21 protein-coding genes are annotated in these 20,968 nt (G+C 72.2%); 13 read left to right on the plus strand and 8 right to left on the minus strand.

Annotation, left to right across the window (positions count from 1 at the left end):
- Positions 1 to 82 precede the first annotated feature (82 nt).
- From ACFPFQ_RS19170 to ACFPFQ_RS19180, 3 genes are all read left to right on the plus strand, one after another.
- On the plus strand, positions 83 to 559 hold the full coding sequence (locus ACFPFQ_RS19170) for a hypothetical protein (RefSeq protein WP_379620628.1): 477 nt from the start codon (positions 83 to 85) through the stop codon (positions 557 to 559).
- Between the two features lie 78 nt (positions 560 to 637).
- Entirely contained in the window at positions 638 to 955 is a 318-nt protein-coding gene (locus ACFPFQ_RS19175) for a hypothetical protein (RefSeq protein WP_379620630.1), read from the plus strand.
- Between the two features lie 11 nt (positions 956 to 966).
- Positions 967 to 2,919: a prolyl oligopeptidase family serine peptidase gene (locus ACFPFQ_RS19180; protein ID WP_379620632.1), complete on the plus strand. Its 1,953-nt coding sequence runs from the start codon at positions 967 to 969 to the stop codon at positions 2,917 to 2,919.
- Between the two features lie 61 nt (positions 2,920 to 2,980).
- Here ACFPFQ_RS19180 and ACFPFQ_RS19185 read toward each other — a convergent pair whose 3' ends face one another.
- From ACFPFQ_RS19185 to gluA, 4 genes are all read right to left on the minus strand, one after another.
- Positions 2,981 to 3,874 (minus strand): amino acid ABC transporter permease, encoded by an 894-nt coding sequence (locus tag ACFPFQ_RS19185; RefSeq protein WP_379620634.1) that lies wholly within the window; start codon positions 3,872 to 3,874, stop codon positions 2,981 to 2,983.
- Entirely contained in the window at positions 3,871 to 4,548 is a 678-nt protein-coding gene (locus ACFPFQ_RS19190) for an amino acid ABC transporter permease (protein ID WP_379620636.1), read from the minus strand. The genes ACFPFQ_RS19185 and ACFPFQ_RS19190 overlap by 4 nt, the downstream gene beginning before the upstream one ends.
- Before the next feature lie 95 nt (positions 4,549 to 4,643).
- The gene (locus ACFPFQ_RS19195) at positions 4,644 to 5,513 is read right to left on the minus strand and encodes a glutamate ABC transporter substrate-binding protein (protein ID WP_379620638.1); all 870 of its coding nucleotides are present in this window, start codon (positions 5,511 to 5,513) and stop codon (positions 4,644 to 4,646) included.
- A 53-nt stretch (positions 5,514 to 5,566) separates the two neighbouring features.
- Positions 5,567 to 6,295 (minus strand): glutamate ABC transporter ATP-binding protein GluA, encoded by a 729-nt coding sequence (gene gluA, locus ACFPFQ_RS19200; protein WP_379620757.1) that lies wholly within the window; start codon positions 6,293 to 6,295, stop codon positions 5,567 to 5,569.
- 296 nt (positions 6,296 to 6,591) lie between these two features.
- Between gluA and ACFPFQ_RS19205 the strand changes: the two genes are divergently transcribed.
- Positions 6,592 to 7,332, plus strand: coding sequence for a response regulator transcription factor (locus tag ACFPFQ_RS19205; protein ID WP_379620640.1), 741 nt, complete (start codon positions 6,592 to 6,594; stop codon positions 7,330 to 7,332).
- A 4-nt stretch (positions 7,333 to 7,336) separates the two neighbouring features.
- Complete coding sequence (locus ACFPFQ_RS19210; protein ID WP_379620642.1) at positions 7,337 to 8,746, plus strand: sensor histidine kinase; 1,410 nt, start codon at positions 7,337 to 7,339, stop codon at positions 8,744 to 8,746.
- On the opposite strand, the gene ACFPFQ_RS19215 is transcribed toward ACFPFQ_RS19210, so the two are convergent.
- Positions 8,694 to 9,026 carry a hypothetical protein gene (locus ACFPFQ_RS19215; protein ID WP_379620644.1) on the minus strand — a complete coding sequence of 111 codons (333 nt, stop codon included), beginning with the start codon at positions 9,024 to 9,026 and terminating at the stop codon, positions 8,694 to 8,696. The genes ACFPFQ_RS19210 and ACFPFQ_RS19215 overlap by 53 nt on opposite strands.
- Positions 9,027 to 9,113: 87 nt before the next feature.
- On the opposite strand from ACFPFQ_RS19215, the gene ACFPFQ_RS19220 reads away from it, so the two are divergent.
- Positions 9,114 to 9,809 carry a TetR/AcrR family transcriptional regulator gene (locus ACFPFQ_RS19220; protein WP_379620646.1) on the plus strand — a complete coding sequence of 232 codons (696 nt, stop codon included), beginning with the start codon at positions 9,114 to 9,116 and terminating at the stop codon, positions 9,807 to 9,809.
- Positions 9,810 to 9,825: 16 nt separating this feature from the next.
- Here the strand turns inward: ACFPFQ_RS19220 and ACFPFQ_RS19225 are convergent, their stop codons facing one another.
- Positions 9,826 to 10,803, minus strand: coding sequence for a TAXI family TRAP transporter solute-binding subunit (locus tag ACFPFQ_RS19225; RefSeq protein ID WP_379620648.1), 978 nt, complete (start codon positions 10,801 to 10,803; stop codon positions 9,826 to 9,828).
- A 66-nt stretch (positions 10,804 to 10,869) separates the two neighbouring features.
- Here ACFPFQ_RS19225 and miaB point away from each other — a divergent pair, with 66 nt between their 5' ends.
- Together miaB and ACFPFQ_RS19235 are read left to right on the plus strand one after the other, a co-directional pair.
- On the plus strand, positions 10,870 to 12,330 hold the full coding sequence (miaB, locus tag ACFPFQ_RS19230) for a tRNA (N6-isopentenyl adenosine(37)-C2)-methylthiotransferase MiaB (protein WP_379620759.1): 1,461 nt from the start codon (positions 10,870 to 10,872) through the stop codon (positions 12,328 to 12,330).
- Entirely contained in the window at positions 12,327 to 12,797 is a 471-nt protein-coding gene (locus tag ACFPFQ_RS19235) for a hypothetical protein (protein ID WP_379620650.1), read from the plus strand. The genes miaB and ACFPFQ_RS19235 overlap by 4 nt, the downstream gene beginning before the upstream one ends.
- A gap of 112 nt (positions 12,798 to 12,909) precedes the next feature.
- Here the strand turns inward: ACFPFQ_RS19235 and ACFPFQ_RS19240 are convergent, their stop codons facing one another.
- On the minus strand, positions 12,910 to 14,445 hold the full coding sequence (locus ACFPFQ_RS19240) for a DUF349 domain-containing protein (protein WP_379620761.1): 1,536 nt from the start codon (positions 14,443 to 14,445) through the stop codon (positions 12,910 to 12,912).
- Positions 14,446 to 14,925: 480 nt separating this feature from the next.
- Between ACFPFQ_RS19240 and ACFPFQ_RS19245 the strand changes: the two genes are divergently transcribed.
- The 5 genes from ACFPFQ_RS19245 (at position 14,926) to ACFPFQ_RS19265 (ending at position 20,030) form a co-directional block, all read left to right on the plus strand.
- The gene (locus ACFPFQ_RS19245) at positions 14,926 to 15,675 is read left to right on the plus strand and encodes a hypothetical protein (RefSeq protein ID WP_379620651.1); all 750 of its coding nucleotides are present in this window, start codon (positions 14,926 to 14,928) and stop codon (positions 15,673 to 15,675) included.
- Positions 15,651 to 16,577 carry a tRNA (adenosine(37)-N6)-dimethylallyltransferase MiaA gene (gene miaA / locus ACFPFQ_RS19250; RefSeq protein ID WP_379620653.1) on the plus strand — a complete coding sequence of 309 codons (927 nt, stop codon included), beginning with the start codon at positions 15,651 to 15,653 and terminating at the stop codon, positions 16,575 to 16,577. The genes ACFPFQ_RS19245 and miaA overlap by 25 nt, the downstream gene beginning before the upstream one ends.
- Before the next feature lies 1 nt (position 16,578).
- Positions 16,579 to 17,418: a diaminopimelate epimerase gene (dapF, locus tag ACFPFQ_RS19255; protein ID WP_379620655.1), complete on the plus strand. Its 840-nt coding sequence runs from the start codon at positions 16,579 to 16,581 to the stop codon at positions 17,416 to 17,418.
- 84 nt (positions 17,419 to 17,502) lie between these two features.
- The gene (gene hflX, locus ACFPFQ_RS19260; RefSeq protein WP_379620657.1) at positions 17,503 to 18,966 is read left to right on the plus strand and encodes a GTPase HflX; all 1,464 of its coding nucleotides are present in this window, start codon (positions 17,503 to 17,505) and stop codon (positions 18,964 to 18,966) included.
- 26 nt (positions 18,967 to 18,992) lie between these two features.
- Positions 18,993 to 20,030, plus strand: a complete 1,038-nt coding sequence (locus ACFPFQ_RS19265; protein WP_379620659.1) for a hypothetical protein — start codon at positions 18,993 to 18,995, stop codon at positions 20,028 to 20,030.
- 15 nt (positions 20,031 to 20,045) lie between these two features.
- Here the strand turns inward: ACFPFQ_RS19265 and lexA are convergent, their stop codons facing one another.
- Positions 20,046 to 20,780, minus strand: a complete 735-nt coding sequence (lexA, locus tag ACFPFQ_RS19270; RefSeq protein WP_379620661.1) for a transcriptional repressor LexA — start codon at positions 20,778 to 20,780, stop codon at positions 20,046 to 20,048.
- Between the last annotated feature and the right edge of the window lie 188 nt (positions 20,781 to 20,968).

The following is a 20,968-nucleotide window of genomic DNA, read 5'->3' on the forward strand; positions in this document are numbered from 1 at the left end:
CTCGGCGTTCCTGCTGAGCGCGTCGGTCTGGCGCGACACCCCCGTCATCCGGTTCTTCGGCAGCGGTCTGCTGCTCGGGGCCGTGCTGGTGGCGTTCGCCGCAGCCGTGCTCGGGGCACTGCCGCAGGCGCTCATCCCCGCTCCGGTCCGCTGGGTGCTGTTCGGGGTGCTGGCGCTGGCCGTGGTGGCGCGCGAGGCCGGTGTGGTGGCGTTCCGGGTGCCGCAGAACGCCCGGCTCGTGGCCGAGGACGTGCAGCACCTGCGGCAGTGGGGCGCGCTGCAGTTCGGTTTCGAGATGGGCACCGGGATGCGGACGTTCTCACCGTCGGCGCTGCCGCACCTGGTGCTGGTCGCGGTGGTGCTCGTCGTGCCGTTCCCCGCTGCGTTCGCGGTGGCGGCGGGGTTCGCGGCCGGCCGGCTGGCGATGCCGCTGCTGTCCAACGCCTGGAGCGACGACGGGGCCTGGACGGTCGTATGGAGCCGCACGGAACGTGTGGTGCGTCCGGTGCTGGCCCTGACCGCGACGGGAGCGCTCGCGGTTGCGATGCTGACGGCATGACCCGTCGAGAACGACGTTGTGATGATCAAAAGGCCCTGTTGATCTTCGTAACGTCGTTCTCGACGGTCTGGGGGTGGCGTGCGCACGCGTGAGGTCGTCGTCATCTACGACGTGTCGTGCCCGAAATGCTCCGCGATCGCCCGGGAGCTGCCCGACCTGCTGCGGGTTCCCGTGAAGGTCAGGTCGTGTCGCGATCCACAGCTCGCTTCGGTTTACCCGACGCTGCGGGCGCCGGTGCGCGCCTGCGCCACGCCGGCACTGGGTCTGATCAGGGGCGACGGGTCGGTGCGATGGTGGCCGGGGGTCACCGGAGCGCTCGCCGTGGTGCCGGTGGTGCGCCTGCGATCGCTGCGTGAGGCCGTCGGGTTGCTGTGGACGGCGTTGCGCAGCCGCTAACGTGGCACCACGTGACCACCACGCCGTACGGGTCCTGGCCCACCCCCATCACGTCCGCGCTGCTGCTGTCCGCGGCGGTCCGGCTCGGGGAGCTGCACGCCGACGGCGCCGACGTGGTCTGGAGCGAGGGCCGCCCGAGCGAAGGTGGCCGCACCCAGCTCGTGCGCCGCACCCCCGACGGGGCCACCGCCGACCTGCTCCCGGACGGGATGAACGCCCGCTCGGCCGTGCACGAGTACGGCGGCGCCGCGTGGTGGGTGCGCGACGGCGTCACGTGGTTCGTGAACTGGGATGACCAGCGCCTCTACCGGCTCGAGCCCGGCGGCGCGCCCCAGGCACTCACCCCCGTGCCCGCGACGCCGCGGGCCGACCGGTTCGCCGACGGTGACGTCGCGCCCGACGGCGCCACGATCGTCTGCGTCCGCGAGCGCCACGACGGCGACGGGGTGCACAACGAGATCGTCCGCTTGGCAGCCGACGTCGCGTCCGGTCGCCCGTCGGCGGCGCCGGAGGTGCTGGTCACCGGCCCGGACTTCGTCGCGGCCCCGCGGCTCAACCACGACGGCTCGATTCTGGCGTGGCTGCGCTGGAACCACCCGGACATGCCGTGGGACGCCACCGAGCTCGTGGTGCGCCACCTGGAGTCCGGCGAGGAGACGGTGGTGGCCGGCGGGCCATGGGAGTCGGTGTCCGAGCCCCGCTGGCAGCCCGACGGGTCGCTGTGGTTCCTCTCGGATCGCAGCGAGTGGTGGAACCTCTACCGCTGGCTGCCCGACGCCGACATCTCCCCGGTGGTGCGGATCGACGCCGAGATCGGCGTTCCGGCGTGGCAGTTCGGGTCGGCGCGCTACGCCGTCGCGGTCGACGGCTCCGTGGTGTTCGCGCGGCGCAAGGACGGCCGGGACGCGCTCGCCGTGCGCAGCACCGACGGCACGATCCGCGAGCTGGACGTGCCGTTCACCGCGATCGCGGCCGTCCGGCCGGCCGCGGAGGGGGGTGCGCTGGTGGTGGCGGGCGGGCCCCGCACCGAGCCCGGTGTCTACCGCGTCGCGCTCTCCGGTGCGGTCGAGGCCCTGCGTGCACCGCGCGACCTCGGTATCGATCCCGGCTACCTCGCGGTCGCCGAGCACGTCACGTTCCCGTCCGTCGACGGCGCGGGCGCGGCCCGGTCGGCGCACGCGCTGTTCTACCCGCCCACCAACCCGGAGCACGACGGCCCCGACGGCGTGCTCCCGCCACTGATCGTGGTGCTGCACGGCGGCCCGACCGCGGCCGCCACCCCGTCGCTGGTGATGGAGGTCCAGTACTGGACCAGCCGCGGGTTCGCCGTCGTCGACGTCAACTACGGCGGCTCCACGGGCTACGGTCGCGCGTTCCGCGAGGAGCTCAAGGGCGCGTGGGGCGTCATCGACGTCGCCGACTGCATGGCCGCCGCTCGCTGGCTCGCCGCGAAGGGTCGTGTGGACGGGCACCGGATGGCGATCCGCGGCGGCTCGGCGGGCGGCTACACCACGCTCGCGGCGCTGGCCCGCGCCGACACCCCGTTCGCGGCGGGTGCGAGCCACTTCGGCATCGCCGACCTGGAGGCGCTGGCGGCCGACACGCACAAGTTCGAGAGCCGCTACACCGACCGCCTCATCGGGCCGTACCCGCAGGACCGTGACGTCTACGTCGAGCGCTCCCCGATCCACCACGTCGAGGAGTTCACCCGTCCCCTGATCGTGCTGCAGGGCAGCGAGGACGTGGTGGTGCCGCCGAACCAGAGCGAGAAGATCGTGGACGCGCTGCGCGAGCGCGGCGTCCCGGTGGCCTACCTGCTCTTCGAGGGTGAGCAGCACGGGTTCCGGAAGGCGGAGAACATCCGCCGGGCACTGGACGCGGAGCTGAGCTTCTACGGTCAGGTGCTCGGCTTCACGCTGCCGGCGGCCGAGGGCATCGAGCCCGTGGTGGTGGAGAACCTGTAGCGCCACGCTGCCGGCGTCGCGATCGCTCGCGACGCCGGCAACGAGGGTGCAGCTCGCCGGATCAGACCTTCGCGAGCTGGTCGTCTGCCGCGCCGGGCTGGCCGGGCAACGCGACGGCCGTGGCGCCAGGAGGCGTCCGCCGCGAGCGCGACAGCCGCCGCTGCAGCGCCGAGGCCAGCGACGTGAGCGCGAAGTTCATGATGATGAACAGGATCGCGAGCACGATGAGGGTCGGGATGTTGTTGGCGAAGTTGCCGGTGATGCCGCCGGAGGCGCGGATCAGCTCCGTGTAGCCGACGGTGAGCTGGCCACCGAGCGCGGTGTCCTTGAGGACCACCACGAGCTGGCTGACGATGGCCGGCAGCATCAACGTCACGGCCTGGGGCAGCAGCACCAGGCGCATGGTCTGGCCCTTGCTGAAGCCGAGAGCGTCCGACGCCTCGCCCTGCCCCCTCGGCAGCGACAGGATCCCGGAGCGCACGATCTCCGCCAGCACCGAGCCGTTGTAGAGCACCAGGCCGGTGACCACGGCGAACAGCGGCCGGATCTCGCTGTCGATGTCGGTGTAGCTGGAGTAGAGCTCGGCGGCGAACACCATCAGCAGCAGCACCGGGATGGCCCGGAAGAACTCGACGATCACGCCGCACGGGCGGCTGATCCACGCATGCTGAGACAGCCGTCCGATGCCGAGCAAGGCGCCGATCGGTAGCGCGATGACCACCGAGATCAGCGCCGCTTCGATCGTGGCGACGAGGCCGGGCAGCAGGAACGCGGTCCACGTCGAGCCGGCGAGGAAGGGCGCCCACAGCGCGCCCGCCCACTGGCCCTTGGCGTCGAAGCCGGCGTAGATGAAGTACGCGATCACGAGCAGGACCAGTACGAACGCGACCGTGATGATCCGGTTGCGGACCAATGCGCGGGGCCCCGGCTGATCGAACAGCACCGACGCGCTCATCGCTTCACCTCCAGCCGGCGGGCCAGCCGTCCGAACAGCAGCCCGGTCGGCAGCGTCAGCACCACGAACCCCAGCGCGAAGATCGCGAAGACCAGCAGCAGGACATCGGACTCGTTCTCCACCATCTCCGACATGAGCAGCGCCGCCTCGCCCACCCCGATGATGGACGCGACGGTGGTGTTCTTCGTCAAGGCGATCAGCACGCTCGCCAGCGGCGAGATGATCGCGCGGAAGGCCTGCGGCAACACGATCGTGCCGATCACGCGGGTGAAGCCCATCCCGAGCGCCCTGGCGGCCTCGGCCTGCCCGACCGGAACGGTGTTGATGCCCGACCGGATCGCCTCGCACACGAACGTCGCGGTGTACACCGTGAACGCGAGCACGGACAGGCGGAAGGAACTGTCCGCGATCGACGTGGTGGAGGTGCTCGACGCCAGCGTGATGCCGAGCGTCGAGGACAGGCCGAGCGAGGCGAACAGCACCAGGATCGTGAGCGGGGTGTTCCGGAAGATGTTCACGTAGGCCGTGGCGAAGCCCCGCATGACCGGAACCGGGCCGACGCGCATGGCGGCGAGGACGGTGCCCCAGATCAGCGCCCCGATGGCGGAGTAGACGGTCAGTTGGATCGTGACCCAGAAGGCCCCGAGGATGTCGTACTTGCTGAAGAGGTCCATGAACTCCGTCCGGTCTTGCAGGGAACGACGGCACGGGAGCGGGGAGCCACCCGAGGGTGGCTCCCCGCATGTGGAACGTCAGGCGGTGCGAACCGTCAGGCGGTGGCGGGCGTCGGCGGGGTCGGGATGGTGTATCCCGACGGGCCGACGTTGTCCTGCAGCGCCTTCTTCCAGCTGCCGTCGGCGATCATCTTGTTGATCGCGTCGGTGATCGCCTTGGTGCCGGCCGCGTCGTCCTTCTTGAGGCCGATGCCGTACTTCTCGTCGGTGAAGCCCTTGCCGACCAGCTTCAGCTTGCCGGGGCTCTGCGCGGCGTAGCCGGCGAGGATGACGTCATCGGTGGTGACGGCGTCGACGCTGCCGTTGAGCAGCGCGGTGACGCAGTCGGAGTACTTGCCGTACTCCTGGAGCTGAACTTCCTTCGCGTACTTGTCCTTGACGTTCTGCGCCGGGGTCGAGCCCTTGACCGAGCACAGCTTCTTGTTCGCGGTCAGCGACTCGGGGCCGGTGATGTCGGTGTTGGTCGCCGACACCAGCAGGTCCTGGTGGGCCACGAAGTACGGACCCGCGAAGTTGACCTTCTGCTTGCGGGTGTCGGTGATCGAGTAGGTGGCGACGATGTAGTCGACCTCGCCCTTCGAGATCAGGTTCTCCCGCTCGGCCGACTGGGCCTCCTTGAAGGTGATCGCCGAGGCGTCGACGCCCAGCTCCTTCGCCACGTACTTCGCGACGTCCACGTCGAAGCCCGCGTACGTGCCGTCCGGCTTCTTCAGGCCCAGGCCGGGCTGGTCGAACTTGATGCCGATCGTGAGCTTCTTGTCGGCCTTGGCCTTGTCGACCAGACCCGCGGCCGCGGTCGAGCCACCGCCTGCGGGGGCAGCGCCGCCGCCACCACCACAGGCGGTCATGGCGACGGCGAGGGCGGCGACGACCGCTCCTGCCTTCAGCGTTCGGGAGAGACGCATAGCTGTGGTACCTCCGGATGTGGTGCCCGCGACGGTTGCGCGGTGGGGAAACATCAGTGGGTGAGGATCTTGCCGAGGAAGTCCTTGGCCCGATCGGACGTGGGGTTGGAGAAGAAGGTGTCCGGGCTGGCGTCCTCGACGATCTCGCCGTCGGCCATGAAGATGACGCGGTTGGCAGCGCGGCGGGCGAAGCCCATCTCGTGGGTGACCACGAGCATGGTCATGCCCTCCTTGGCCAGCGAGGTCATCACGTCCAGTACCTCGTTGACCATCTCGGGGTCGAGCGCGGAGGTGGGCTCGTCGAAGAGCATCACCTTCGGGTTCATGGCCAGCGCGCGGGCGATCGCCACCCGCTGCTGCTGCCCGCCAGAGAGCTGGGCGGGGTACTTGTCCTTCTGGTTGGCGATACCGACACGTTCCAGCAGGGCCATGCCCTGCTTGTCCGCCTCTTCCTTCTTCGCCCTGCGCACCTTCAGCGGCGCGAGGGTGACGTTCTCGAGGATCGTCTTGTGGGCGAAGAGGTTGAAGCTCTGGAACACCATGCCGACATCGGCGCGGAGACCGGCGAGTGCCTTGCCCTCCTCGGGCAGCACCTTGCCGTCGATCTCGATCTCGCCGCTGTCGATCGGTTCCAGCCGGTTGATCGTGCGACAGAGCGTGGACTTGCCCGAGCCCGATGGCCCGAGCACGACGACGACCTGACCGGCAGCGATCTCCAGGTTGATGTTGCGCAGGACGTGCAGCTCGCCGAAGTGCTTGTCGACTGCCGCCATCCGGATCATAGGCTGAGAAGAACTGGTCATCGGGCCTCCGGGCATGGCGGGACGTTAGGGCGAATCGGACACATCAGTCCAGCACCTTGAGGAACCCATAGGGTTGCGCTCGTATAACGCTCTCGGGCGTCGCACGGGCCGGGGTTGGGGAACGAGCCTCGCAGCCGGTGCGCGCGATCGGCATCACCGGGTGGTTCCATCGATGATCCGGATACGGACGACACTGTGGCCCGGCGGCGAGCGCGGCACGGCCGCGCGCGTGCTAGTGGCGGGCATCGCGGACGGCATCTGGCAGGGTGAGGGCCGTGCACATCCTGCTCGTCGAGGACGACGACCGCATCGCGGCAGCGCTGCGCCCGGCTCTGCACCGGCACGGGATCACCACCACCAGGCTGTCGCGGGGCAAGGGCGCTGTCGATCACCTGACCGACGTCGACGTGGTGCTGCTCGATCTCGGGCTGCCCGACATCGACGGTGTCGACGTCTGCCGGGCCATCCGGGCGGTCAGCGAGGTGCCGATCATCGTCGTCTCGGCTCGTGGCGAGGTGGACGACCGGATACTCGGGCTGCACTCCGGCGCCGACGACTACCTGGTGAAGCCCTACGACATCGGCGAGCTGGTGGCGCGGGTGCACGCGGTGTACCGGCGTCGGCGGGTCGGCACCCCGACGGCGGGCGGCGGAGCGGCCGACGTCGTCGAGATCGACGAGGTCGTGATCGACCTGCACCGCCACAGCGTCACCGTCGGCGGTCACGAGGTGGCGTTGACCCGCAAGGAGTTCCACGTGCTGGCGCTGCTCGCGAGCTCGGGTGGCGCGGTGTGCACGCGCAACCGGATCGTCGCGGAGGTCTGGGGCCGCACCTGGGCAGGTGCCAACCGCACGCTCGACGTCCACGTCGCCACGCTGCGCACCAAGCTCGGGCGGGCCGACCTGGTGCAGACGGTGCGCGGTGTCGGCTACCGGCTGGGGCTGCCGGAGACGGCCAGGGCCGATGTCGAGGCGCCCGGTGCCGCGGCGGAGCCCGTCGACAGCAGCTCGGACTAGTCCGGTGCGCGCCCGCCTGCTGGTGATCGTGCTGTTCCTCGTCGGCGTCCTCGCCGCGGGACTCGGGGTGCCGCTGGCGCTGTCCAACGCGGCCGAGGCCCAGCTGCGGCTGTTCACCGACCAGCTCACCGACACCGTCCGGTTCGCCTCCAACGCGCAGCGCCCGCTCACCGAGGAGCCCAACCTCAAGGGCCTCGAGGCCGACCTGGTGAGCTACGACAACGTCTTCCAGGTGGCCGTGATGGTGCTGGACCGCACCGGCACGGTCGTGCTCGCCACCTCCCGCAACCCGCCGCCCACGCTCGACGGCGAGGGGCAGGACCGGGTGAAGCGGGCGCTGGCCGCTCGCCCGTCGGAGGCCTATCCGCTGCTCATGCCGTGGGACGACCGGCCGATGGTGCTGGCCGAACCGGTGCTCGTGGACACCGAGGCGCGCGGGGTCGTCGTCACGATCACCCCCACCGACGACCTGCATGCGGGCGAGGCGCTGGACTGGTCGGTGATCGCCGCGGTCGGGGTGTTGGCGCTGGGACTCTCGGTGCTGGTCGCGCTGCCGATCGTGCGCTGGATCCTGCGCCCGGTCCGGCGGCTCGACGAGGGCACGGGCCGCGTCGCGGCGGCCGTGCTCGCCGGTGCCGAGCCCGAGCCCGTCGCGGACGGGTCGGGGCCACCGGAGCTGCGCAGGCTCACCGCGTCGTTCGATCAGATGGCCGAGACGGTGACGCAGGCCTACTCGGCCCAGCGCGCGTTCGTCGCCGACGCGAGCCACCAGCTGCGCAACCCGCTCACCGCGCTGCGCCTGCGCCTGTCCAACCTCGACGGTCAGGTGCGGCCGGGCGGCATCGAGGACCAGCACGCGGCGCTGGAGGAGGCGGAGCGGCTCTCCACGCTGCTCGACGGCCTGCTCGCGCTGGCCCGCGCCGAGCGCACGGCCCCGCTGACCACCGTGGACGTCGACTACGGGGTGACCGACCGGCTCGACGCGTGGCGCCCGCTCGCCGAGCACACCGGGCTGACGCTGGCCCGCACCGGTGACCTCGGGCTGCATGCGGTGGCGCCGGCGGGTGCGGTGGAGACCGTGCTCGACGCGGTGCTCGACAACGCCGTCAAGTTCACCCCGTCCGGCGGCACGATCACCGTGCACACCGCGCTCACCGAGGCGTTCGTGGAGATCGCGGTGAGCGACACCGGCCCGGGCATGGCACCTGACGAGCTGGAGCGCGCCACCGACCGGTTCTGGCGCAGTCCCGGGCAGATCAACGTGGAGGGCTCGGGGCTGGGCCTGGCCATCGCCGCCCGCACGTCCGAGCTAGCGGGCGGCCGGCTGCGCCTGGACGTACCCGCCGCGGGCGGCCTGCGCGTCACGGCGCTGCTGCCGCGCCCCACCGATGCGTCGAGAACGACGTTGCCATGATCAGAAAGCCCTGTCGATCATGACAACGTCGTTCTCGACGGGGTGGGCGGGGCGGGGGCGCAGGCACCCGCAACTGGCCGAGCATCCAGGCCAGCGTCGCGCCGTAGAGGGTGAACGACACGGTGAACTTGATCGGCTTGAGCCACAGCGGGGCGTCGAGCAACGTGCGCTGGTCGAACAGCGCAACCACCGCCAGCACGACGGTGGCGGCGGCCATCACGACGGCGAACCCGAAGAGCCCGGCGTGTCCGCGGCGGGCGGTGGCGATGACGGTGCGCATCCTCGAGTCTCCTGACTGACGGTGTTAGTCTTTGCGAGCGGCGTCAGTATCAACACGACTGCCTAACACTGTCAAGGAGAGCTGTCGGTGTCAGTTCAGGGTTCGGTCCGGGAGCGGCGGCGCGCCGAGACGATCCAGGAGATCAAGACGGCTGCGCTCGAGCAGCTCGTCGCGTCCGGCACCGGCGGGCTGTCGCTGCGCGGCGTGGCCCGCACCGTCGGGATGACCGTGCAGTCGCTCTACCACTACTTCGACAACCGGGACGCCCTGATCACGGCCCTGATGGAGGACGGGCACGAGGCGCTCGCCGACGCCGTCGCCACGGCCGCGGAAGCGAGCGCAGGACGCTCGTCGCTGGAGCGCAGGCTGGCCGTCTCGGAGGCGTTCCGCGCGTGGGCGGTGGCCAACGGGTCGATGTTCCTGCTGCTGTTCGGCACCCCCGTTCCCGGGTTCGAGCCGCTACCGGGCAACCAGATGGGTCCGGCGACGGCCCGGCTGGCTGGCGCGTTCTTCGAGACGGTCTTCGAGGGCTGGACCGGCGAGCAGTTGGCCGCGATCCCGCTGCCGATCCCCGACGGCGAGATCGCCGGTGTGCAGCATCCGGAGATCCCGGTGCCGCCGGGCGCGCTGTCGCTGTTCATCGAGCTGCGGGCCCGCATCCACGGGCTCGTGATGCTGGAGCTGGCAGGCGAGCTGCACCCCTACAACGAGCACGGTGCGGCATTGTTCCGCAGCGCCGTCCACCGCTGGTCGGCCGAGATGGACGCGCTGCAGCAGGGGTGAGCCCCAGTGCCGACTGTCAGGGGTGGGCGTTCTTCGCGGCCCGGAAGTACTTCTCCGCCCCGGGGTGCAGGGGCACGGGCTGCGTGCTGATCGCCGAGCGCAGGTCGATCGTGAGCGCCGACGGGCTGGCCGCCACCAGCTGCTGCTGCTCGTCGAAGAGCGCCTTCACCAGCGCGTACGCGAGATCGTCTGCCATGCCAGCGCCGACGAGCAGGAAGTTGCGCACCAGCACCGTGGTGATCGCCTCCGCGTTGCGGTACATCTGCGCCGGGACCGTGCCGGAGGCGTACTCCGGATAGGCCGCGCGCATGTCGGTGATCACCTCGGTGAGGTTGAGCAGCCGGATGGGCATGCTCGCGGCGAGCTCCTCGATCCGGGGCGTCGGCAGGCCGCCGGTCCAGAAGAAGGCGTCGATCGTGCCCGCCTTCAGCGCCGCGGCGGAATCGGGGAGACCGAGGTTCTTCGTGTCGATGTCGGCGGTGTCCGACAGCTCGGCCGCGCGCAGGATCCGCTTGGCCACCACGATGACGCCCGAGTCGACGGCGCCGATCGACACCCGCTTGCCGCGCAGCTGGGCGACCGTCTGCACCGGCGAGTCGCGGGGAACCACGAGGTGGACGTACTCGTCGTAGACCCTGGCGAGTGCGCGCGGCACGTGCGGATCCTTCGCCGACGTGTGGTTGAGCTGCTCGGCGGCGGCGTCCACCTGGGAGAACGCGACGTCGGCCGCCCCCGAGATGAGCAGCTGCAGGTTCTGGCCCGACCCGGCCGTCTGCTGCACCGCGGGGGCGTCGGCAAGGCCGAGGTCCTTCTGCCACACCTGCGCCAGGGCGGTGCCGAGCGCGAAGTAGACGCCCTGGTTGTAGCCCGTGGCGATGCTCAGCCTCGTGGTGGCGAAGGACGACGTGCACGCCGACAGCGCCGTGAGCAGGCCCAGCACGCCGAACCCGCGCAGCACGGTGCGCCGGTCCACGTCCCACGGCCCACCTGCCACCGCCTCATCCTGCCGTGCGGATCCGGTGCGGTCGACCCGGCGTGGAAGGCCTACCCTCGGTGCGTGATGCGCAGCTACACCATCCGCACCTACGGGTGCCAGATGAACGTGCACGACTCCGAGCGGATGGCCGGCCTGCTCGAGTCGGCCGGCTACACCAGATCCGAGTCGGACGACGCCGACGTCGTCGTGTTCAACACCTGCGCCGTCCGCGAGAACGCCGACAACAAGCTCTACGGCAACCTGAGCCACCTGGCTCCGGTCAAGAAGGAGCGGCCCGGCATGCAGATCGCCGTCGGCGGCTGCCTCGCGCAGAAGGACCGCGCCGAGATCGTGCGCCGCGCGCCGTGGGTCGACGTCGTGTTCGGCACCCACAACGTGCACGCGCTGCCCGTCCTGCTGGAGCGCGCGCGGCACAACGAGGCCGCGCAGGTGGAGATCGCCGAGTCGCTCGAGGTCTTCCCGTCCACGCTGCCGGCCCGGCGCGAGTCGGCCTACGCCGGCTGGGTGTCGATCTCCGTGGGCTGCAACAACACCTGCACGTTCTGCATCGTGCCCTCGCTGCGCGGCACCGAGAAGGACCGCCGCCCCGGCGACGTGCTCGCCGAGGTGCAGGCGCTCGCGGCCGACGGCGTGCTCGAGGTGACGCTGCTGGGCCAGAACGTCAACTCCTACGGCGTCGAGTTCGGCGACCGTGGCGCGTTCGCCAAGCTGCTGCGCGCCTGCGGCGACGTCGACGGGCTGGAGCGGGTGCGCTTCACCTCGCCGCACCCGCGCGACTTCACCTCCGACGTGATCGCCGCGATGGCCGAGACACCCACCGTCTGCCCGCAGCTGCACATGCCGCTGCAGTCCGGCTCCGACGACGTGCTGCGCCGGATGCGCCGCTCCTACCGCTCCACGCGCTACCTCGCGATCCTCGACGAGGTGCGCGCCTCGCTCCCGGACGCCGCGATCACCACCGACATCATCGTCGGTTTCCCCGGCGAGACGGAGGCCGACTTCCAGGCCACCCTCGACGTCGTCGCGGCGGCCCGGTTCGCCAGCGCGTTCACGTTCCAGTACTCGCAGCGGCCCGGCACTCCCGCGGCCACGCTGCCCGACCAGCTGCCCAAGGCGGTCGTCCAGGAGCGCTACATGCGCCTCATCGAGCTGCAGGAGCGCATCTCCTGGGAGCAGAACCGGGCGCTCGAAGGCCGCGTCGTCGAGGTGCTGGTGGCCGCCGGGGAGGGGCGCAAGGACGGCGCTACCCGCCGCATGTCGGGCCGGGCCCGTGACGGCCGGCTGGTGCACTTCGCGCCGGGCGAGGCGGAGATCCGGCCGGGCGACGTCGTCGAGGTCGCGGTCGGCTACGGCGCGCCGCACCACCTCACGTCGGACGGGCCGGTGCTCAGCCACCGGCGCACCCGGGCGGGCGATGCGCACGGCCGCCCACCCGCCCCCGTCGCCACCGGGCTGGGCCTGCCCGGTTTCGGTGCCCCCACTCCGGTGCCCGTCGCCGCGTCCGGATGCGGCGTGAACCCATGACCGAGATCCCCGAGGAGCTGAGGGCGCTGAACAGCGAACTGACCGGTGTCGAGCGCCGCGTCGAGCGGCGGATCGATCCCGGCGCCACCGCCATGACCATCAGCATCGCCATGCTGGTGCTGGTGATCGCGATGGCGCTGCTGCCGTGGACGGGTCCCGCGCAGGGCTGGCAGATCCTCACCGGCGAGCAGTGGTTCGGCCTGCTGCCGCGCGTGTTCACCTTCACGTCGCTCGGTTTCGGGCTCGTCGTCTCGGCGCTGGCGCTCGCCACGCGGTGGTGGGCACTGGCCTGGCTCTGCGCCGTGGGCTGCGGCATCTCCGTGATCAACGGGGTCTGGGCGATCTGGTCGCGCCAGACCGGGGTGTTCGACGGGGGCAGCGGCCCCGCCATCGGCATGATCCTCGCGCTGCTCGCCATCCTGGTGCTGGCGGGGAGCTGGGCCCGCATCGCCTTCCGCCGCGGCTAGCTACAGCCGGTAACTCCCCGGCCCGTCGAGAACGACGTTGTGATGATCAAAAAGCCTTTTCGATCATTGTAACGTCGTTCTCGACGGAGGGGGGTTGCGCTGGGTGACCGGGTCAGCGCTGGTGAACGGCCTGCTCGGCGGTCTCCAGCCACTCGCGCCACTGGTTGGCCTGCGCCGCGGCCTGCTCGGCGCGCCGCTTGTCGCCGGCGGCCTGCGCCTTGGCGGCCTGCGCCTCGAACTGGGCGACCCGATCACGGAACTGCGCCACTCGCGCCTCCGCCTCGGGATCGGTGCGCTGCCACTGGCGATCGGCGGACTCGCGCACCTTCTCCTCGACGGCCCGCAGCCGCGCCTCCAGCGCCCGGACGTCGTCGCGCGGGACCTTGCCGATCTCCTCCCAGCGCTCCTGGATGCTGCGCAGGGCCGCGCGGGCACCGTTGGGGTCGCTCAGGTCGATCCGCTCCGCCTCGACGAGAAGTGCCTTCTTGGCCTCGCCGTTGGCCTCGAACTCCGCGTCGCGCTCGGCGAACGTGCCCGCCCGCCGCGCGAAGAAGGCGTCCTGCGCGGAGCGGAAGCGCTGCCACAGCCCGTCGTCGGCGTCCTTGTGGGCCCGCCCGGCGGCCTTCCACTCGGCCATGAGGTCGCGGAAACGGGCCGCGGTGGGCCCCCAGTCGTCGGAGCCGGTGAGCGACTCCGCCTCCGTGACCAGCTCCTCCTTGCGGGTCTTCGCCGTGGCGCGCTGGCGGTCGAGATCGGCGAAGTGCGACCCGCGACGCCGGTTGAACGCCTCGCGGGCCTTCGAGAAGCGCTTCCACAGCAGCTCGTCGGTCTTGCGGTCGATGCCGCGGATGGCGCGCCACTCGTCAAGGATCGTCTTGAACCGGTCGCCCGCCTGCTTCCACTGCGTGGCCTCGGCGGCCAGCGACTCGGCCTCGGCCGCCAGCTCCTCCTTGCGCGCGACCGACGCCGCACGTTCGGTGTTGCGGGCGGCGCGTGCCGCCTCGACGCCGGCCTCGGACTGCCCGATCAGGTCGTCGAGCCGGGCGGCCAGCCCGGGGAGATCGCCCAGCACCGTGGCCTCGGCGAGCCCGTCACGCAGCGTCTTCGCCGCGGTGAGGGTCTGCTTCGGGTCGCCGCCGCCCGCGGCCAGCCGGGCCGCGATCAGTTCCGCTTCGGCTCGCATGTCGTCGAAGCGGCGGGCGAAGTGGGCGAGGCCCTCTGCCGGCTCACCGGCCTGCCACGAACCGATCTGACGCTCGCCGTCGGCCGTCCGGACGTAGATGGCGCCCTCGTCGTCGATCCGACCCCACCGGCCCGGTTCGGTGCTCGCCGCCGGCACCGGGGACGGCAGCGGGGCGGGAACAGCCGCAGCGGCTGCCGGTGCCGCGGGTGCCGCGGCCGGGGGAACGGGCCTCGCCCCGCGGGGCGGACCGGGCCGCGGCGGGACCGGGCGCGGCGGACCGGGCCGGGGCGGTGCCGGAGCGGGCGCCGGGGGAGCGGGAACCAGCGGTGCCGTGGCCCCCTCGGCGACACCGGCGGCGAGCGGGCCAGGACCGAGGTCGACCGGTGCCGGCTCGTCGACAGGTCCCGGCGCGGCGATCGGCTCGGTAGCAGCCGACTCAGCTGGGGCCGAACGAGCGCCCAGCACCGCGGGGGTGGGGCCGGCCGGCGCGGCGGGTGCGTCCGGGGCTGCGCTGTCCGGGGTTGCGGCTTCCGGGGACGTGGGGGAGGACTCCTGTCCAGCGACATCGGCGGCGGCGCCGGTGGGCTGCTCGGCGGGTGCTGCGGGTGAGGGTTGCTGCGCCGCACTCGATTCGGGTTGGTCGATGCGGGGCTGCGGCACGGCGGCCGCCTCTCCGCTGGTTCCCGAGTCCGATCGCTGCTGCTCCGTCGTCTGCTCCGACACCGTGTCCTCCTTGCGGTCCGGTCCATCGCGAGCGATGGACGCCCCGCCCGAAGGCGGGGCCGTGCACAGCGGCCTCCGATCATCGGAGATCAGGCCGCCCGGCGATTCAAACAGCTCAGCGGCCGGATCGGAACGCCCCTGAAGGGCACTCCTTCGCCAGCGGCACCTCCGGGGCGACGAGTCGCGCCTGTGCGGGGGCGGAATCGTCGCGCGGATAACCTCGTGACCGTGCTGTCGCGTGTTGTCGTCGTCCCCGAGCCGCCGCTGCTCGTTCCCCAGCTGGCCACGGGTGCGACGGCCGAGACCGCCGACCTGCGTGCCGCCTGTATCGATGCGGTGTCGCGGCTGCGCGCCGCGACATCGGAGTGGATCGTGGTCGGGGCCGACGCCGGTGGGCGCGCCACGATCGGACCAGGCACTCGGGGCAGCTTCATCGGCTTCGGCGCCGACCTCGTGGTCGGGCTCGGGACGGCGGCGGACGGGCCGGTCGACCGCGACCTGCCGCTGCCGCTGCTGATCGCCGGCTGGCTGGCCGCGCAGGTGGCGCCCGGCGCCCGGCTGCGGGGCGAGCTGGTCGCGCCCGACGCGGCTGCCGCCGACTGCGCCGCGCTCGGTGCCGCGCTGGCCGCCGAGTGCGCCGCCCGTCCGGAGCCGGTCGGGCTGCTCGTCGTCGGCGACGGCGCCGCCACGCACACCGCGAAGGCGCCCGGCTACCTCGACGAGCGCGCCGGACCGTTCGACGTCGCGGTGGCCGCGGCACTGCGCGACGCCGACCCGGCGGGGCTCGCCGCACTGGACCCGGAGCTGGCGTCGGCACTGCTCGCCTCCGGACGGGCGCCGTGGCAGGTGCTCGCCTCCGCTGCCACGTGCGGTGTCGACGGGGGAGCCTGGCAGGGCGAGCTGCTGCACTCGTCGCTGCCGTTCGGCGTGGCCTACCACGTGGCGGAGTGGACGCCGTGCCCGAACCGCTGATCGTCGTCTGCGGGCCGACGGCCACCGGCAAGTCCGATCTCGGGCTCGCGCTGGCCGCGGAGCGGGACGGCGAGGTGATCAACGCCGACGCGATGCAGCTCTACCGCGGGCTCGACGTGGGTACCGCCAAGCTGGGGGTCTCGGAGCGGCGCGGCGTGCCCCACCACCTGCTCGACGTGCTCGACGTCACCGAGACGGCGTCGGTGGCGCACTACCAGTCCGCGGCCCGGGCCGCGATCGAGGCGGTGCGGGCGGCCGGGCGCACCCCGGTGCTGGTCGGCGGCTCGGGGCTGTACGTGCAGTCCGTCGTGGACGAGCTGGAGTTCCCCGGCACCGACCCCGCGCTGCGGGCCGAGCTGGAGGCCGAGCTCGCGGCCGCCGGCTCCGGGGCCCTGCACGCGCGGCTCGCCGCCGTCGACCCCGCCGCCGCGCAGGTGATGCTGCCCAGCAACGGGCGGCGGATCGTCCGCGCGCTGGAGGTGATCGCGCTGACCGGGCGGCCCTACCCGGCCCGCCTCCCGGAGGCCGTCGCGCCGCGCTACGACGCCGTGCTGATCGGCGTCGAGCGGCCCAACGCCGACCTGGACGTGCGCATCGCCCGTCGCGTGGCCCGCATGTTCGCGGCCGGGCTCGTCGACGAGACCCGCGGGCTGCTGGAGCGCGGGCTGCGCACCGGGGTCACCGCGGCGCGGGCACTGGGCTACCAGCAGGTCGTGGCGGCACTCGACGGTGACGGCGACCTGGACCGGACCGCGGTCGACACGGTGCTGGCCACCCGGCGGTTCGTGCGCCGGCAGCGGTCCTGGCACCGCCGCGACAAGCGCATCCACTGGCTCGACGCTTCCGAGCCCGACCTGCTCGGCCGCGCCCGGGCCGTGATCGACCACCACGTACGCTCGTGACGTGCAGTTCAGCAAGGGCCATGGCACCGAGAACGACTTCGTCGTGCTCCCCGACCCCGACGGCGTGCTCGACCTGACGCCCTCCCGGGTCGCCGCGCTGTGCGATCGGCGCCGTGGTCTCGGCGCCGACGGCGTGCTGCGCGTGGTGCGCTGGGCTGCGCTGGGCGCCGGGCCCGCTCCGGAGCCGGGCATCGAGTGGTTCATGGACTACCGCAACGCCGACGGCAGCATCGCCGAGATGTGCGGCAACGGCGTGCGCGTCTTCGGCCGCTACCTCGCCCACGCCGGGCTGCACGCGGGCGGCGAGCTCGCGATCGGCACGCGCGCCGGGGTCAAGGGCATCCGGTTCGCCGGTGGCGACGCCGCCGGTGGCGAGGTGTCGGTGGACATGGGCCCCGCGCGCGTCGGCGAGAGCAGCACCGCGAGCATCGACGGCAGCGCGTTCCCCGGCATCGCCGTCGACGTCGGCAACCCGCACCTGGCGTGCGTCACCGACGTCGCGATCAGCGGGTTGGACCTGACGCGCCCGCCCGGCCACGACCCGGCGCTGTTCCCGCACGGGGTCAACGTCGAGTTCATCGCCCCGCTCGGCGACGGCACCGAGACCACGATGCGCGTGCACGAGCGGGGCGTCGGCGAGACGCGGTCGTGCGGCACCGGCACCGTGGCCGCGGTGGTGGCGGCGCTGCGCCAGGCCGGTCGCGCCACCGGCACCGTCGGGGTGCAGGTGCCGGGCGGCCGGTTGCGCGTGACGGTCGACGAGACCACCACCTGGCTGCACGGCCCCGCCGTCCTCGTGGCGCACGGGGAGCTCTCCCGAGCCTGGTGGGACGCGGCCTAGGAACACGGCGGCGCGCCCTCCTGACCGACAGGCGGGGAAACAAACCGGACAGCTCAGCGTTGACGTGGGAGCATGAACACCACGATGACTGAACCTTTCCCGTCCACCTCCGGCCCCGACCCGCGCCGCGCTGCCGCCGACGCCGCGCCCACGCGCGGTGACTTCGAGCTCGAGGAGCGCTCGTCGCTGCGGCGCATCGTCGGCCTCTCCACCGAGCTCACCGACATCACCGAGGTCGAGTACCGGCAGTTGCGCCTCGAGCGCGTCGTACTCGTCGGGGTGTGGACCGAGGGCACCGCCGAGCAGGCGAAGGCCTCGATGACCGAGCTCGCCCGCCTCGCCGAAACGGCCGGCTCCGAGGTTCTCGACGGCCTGATGCAGCGCCGTCCGCGCCCCGACCCCGCCACCTTCATCGGCTCCGGCAAGGTCGACGAGCTGCGCGACGTCGTGCAGTCCACCGGCGCCGACACCGTGATCTGCGACGGCGAGCTCTCACCCGGCCAGCTGCGCCAGCTCGAGGAGAAGCTCAAGGTCAAGGTCATCGACCGCACCGCGCTGATCCTCGACATCTTCGCCCAGCACGCGCAGTCGCGCGACGGCAAGGCCCAGGTCGAGCTGGCGCAGCTGTCCTACCTCCTCCCGCGCCTGCGCGGCTGGGGTGAGGCGCTCTCGCGCCAGGTCGGCGGCCGCGCCGCGGGCGGCGTCGGCATCGGTGGCCGTGGCCCCGGTGAGACGAAGATCGAGCTGGACCGCCGCCGCATCCGCACCCGCATGTCCAAGCTGCGTCGCGAGATCACCGCGATGAAGCAGGTGCGGGAGACGCAGCGCGGTTCGCGTCGCCGCAACGAGGTGCCGTCGGTCGCCATCGTCGGCTACACCAACGCCGGCAAGTCGAGCCTGCTCAACGCGCTCACCGGAGCGGGAGTGCTCGTCGAGGACGCGCTGTTCGCCACCCTCGACCCCACCACGCGCAAGACCACCACCGCCGACGGCCGCACCTACACGCTCACCGACACCGTCGGGTTCGTGCGCCACCTGCCCCACCAGCTCGTGGAGGCGTTCCGCTCCACGCTGGAGGAGACGGCCGACGCCGACCTGCTGGTGCACGTCGTCGACGCCTCCGACTCCCTGCCGGAGGATCAGATCAAGGCGGTGCGCACGGTGCTGGTCGAGATCGGCGAGGAGCGCCACGGCAAGATGCCGCGCGAGCTGCTCGTCGTCAACAAGACCGACGCGGCGGGCGACCTGGCACTGGCCAGGCTGCGCCACCTGCTGCCCGATGCCGTGTTCATCTCCGCCCAGCGCGGCGATGGTGTCGAGCGGTTGCGCACGCGGATCGCCGAGCTGCTCCCGCAGCTCGACGTCGACGTCGAGCTGCTCGTGCCCTACGCCGACGGCTCGCTGGTGGCGCGCATCCACTCCGAGGGTGACGTCCTCGCCGAGGAGCACACCCCCGACGGCACCCGGCTGCACGCTCGCGTCGGCCCGGAGCTGGCCACCGCCGTGCTGCCCTACGCGCTGGCCGGCACGAACGGCACGTCCCACTGATCCAGGGGGCCTTCGGCCAGGGGGCAGTGATCCCCGTGCTCGTGGCGGGCGTGCTCGCGCTGGCGGTGACCGCCGGGCTGACGCCAGCGCCGACTCCCGATCCACCGGCGCCCGTTCCGCCGGCGCGCTGCACCGTCGACGATCCCCGGCTCGAGGAGCTCTCGGGCCTGGTCGTCGACGGCGACGCGATCTGGGCGATGGCCGACGGCGGCAGCCGGGTCACGGTGTACCGGCTCGATGTCTCCGGACCGGAGTGCTCGATCGTCCAGACGCGGACGGCGCCGCTGGACCCCTACGACCCGGAGGACCTCGCCATCGGGCCGGACGGGGCGCTGTGGGTGTCGGACACCGGCGACAACGACCGCAAGCGTGACACCGTCGCCGTGGTCGTGATGCCCGCGACCGGGGCCGCGCAGCTGCACCGCCTGAGCTACCCGGACGGTCCTCACGACGCCGAGGCGCTGCTCGTCGACCGCCAGGGCAGGCCGGTGGTGATCGTCAAGGACTTCGGCGTGTCGATCGGGATCTACCGTACCGCGGCTCCACCGGAAGGGTCCGGTCCGACACCGCTGGTGCGCGTCGGCGCGCTGGCACCGCCCTCGTCGCAGACGGTGGGTGGACCGGTGGGCGGGTTCGGCTCGCGCCTGGTCACGGGCGCCGCGTCGACGGCGGACGGCTCGGTGGTGGCGGTGCGCACCTACACCGACGCGTGGCTCTTCCCCGCTCCAGATGGCGATCCGGTGGCCGCGCTGACCGGCGAGCCCGTGCAGGTGCCACTGCCCGACGAGCCGCAGGGCGAGGCGATCGCCTTCACGTCCGACGGCACGCTGCTCTCCGGTTCGGAGACCCGTGGCGGGGTGTCCGGTCAGATCCGTGCGGTGACCGGTGCGTCCGGGCTCGTGCCGGCGGCCCGCCGGCACGCGGCACCCGCCGCAACGGGATCCCCGAGCGCTCCGGAGGCCGCCACCACGCCCGAGTGGGTTCCGGGTGTGGTCGGCGGCGCCGCTCTCGTCGTCGTGCTCATGGCCACCGGCGTGGCCATGAGCGTGCGCAGGCGGCGCTGAGCGCTCACCGCCCGGTCAGAGGCGCCGCAGCACCGCCACCACGCGACCCAGGACCGTGGCGTCATCACCGGGGATGGGCTCGTAGGCGGGGTTGGCGGGCATCAGCCAGTTGTGCCCGTCGCGGCGCTTGAACGTCTTGACGGTGGCCTCGCCATCGATCATCGCGGCGACGATCTCGCCGTTCTCCGCCACCGGCTGCTGGCGCACCACGACCCAGTCGCCATCGGTGATGGCAGCCTCGATCATCGAATCGCCCCGCACGTTGAGCAGGAACAGCGTGCCCTCGCCGACGATCTCGCGGGGGAGCGGGAAGATGCTCTCCACCGCCTGCTCGGCAAGGATCGGGCCACCGGCGGCGATGTTGCCCAGCAGGGGCACGTACGCGGGAGCCGGGCGCGCCTCTGCCGAGCCGGTGGCATCGGTGTCGTCGGACCCCGCCAGTTCGTCGGGACCCCGCACGTCGACAGCGCGGGTGCGGTTGGGGTCGCGGCGCAGGTACCCCTTCTTCTCCAGGGTGCGGAGCTGGTGGTGCACCGACGATGTGGACGTGAGACCGACCGCATCGCCGATCTCTCGGACGCTCGGCGGGTAGCCGAAGCGCTCGACCCAGTCGCGGATGACCTCCAGCACCTTGCGCTGGCGAGGGGTCAGCCGCTCAGGCTCGGTGGGGGGATCGGGAAACGTGCTGACCTTCACCGCCGTCACCGCGCCCGCAGCGTCGGCCCCGGTGCCGGGCTCGTCCCGTGCCATGTCGTCGTTCCTCCTCGGGGTACTGCTCGGTGCGATCGGCCCGATCCGGTCGAGCAGGCGTCGCCGCTGCCGTTGCCGGCACGCGATGCAGGGGCTCCTCGATCGGGCGGGCCACCGCCGTCGCGACGAACGGTAGCCCCGATCCGGTCGTTCGCCAAACACATGTTCGAACGACACGCGTCCATTTC

Source organism: Pseudonocardia sp. GCM10023141 (assembly GCF_042653605.1).